Origin of the sequence: Idiomarina sp. UBA4206 (assembly GCF_002383015.1) — a bacterium.
In the GTDB taxonomy this organism is placed as follows: Bacteria; Pseudomonadota; Gammaproteobacteria; order Enterobacterales; family Alteromonadaceae; genus Idiomarina; species Idiomarina abyssalis.
This window is the reverse complement of the sequence record NZ_DFTS01000038.1, coordinates 1-314: the sequence shown is the minus strand read 5'-3', so window position 1 is coordinate 314 and position 314 is coordinate 1. Positions and strand designations below refer to the sequence as shown.

Here is a 314-nt window from a genome sequence, read left to right as displayed (position 1 = left end):
GGTAATGAACAGGTGCTGAATACCGGAGAGGGCAACTTTGTTGAACCCACATTCTCTCCGGACGGCAAGCATGTGGTTTACCGCAAAATACGTGGGGGTTACTTAATTTCCGATAAGTTTGGTCTGGAAAACGGTATCTATCGCGTTGCAGTGTCAGCCTCTGCTGAACCAGAGCAAATAGCAGAACGTGGACGTTTACCTCAGTACGGTGCCCGTAACGACCGGGTTTATCTGATGACTCCGGGCGAAAAACCAACGTTAAGTGCGATCGATTTGCGCACATTGGAGCAGCGCGAGTTGTATCAGTCGGAGTT

General features: G+C 50.0%; 1 protein-coding gene. It reads left to right on the top strand.

The genetic code is table 11. The features are described 5' to 3' along the window. On the top strand, positions 1–314 hold a 314-nt coding region (locus tag B3180_RS07950; RefSeq protein WP_286843908.1), incomplete at both ends, for a TolB family protein.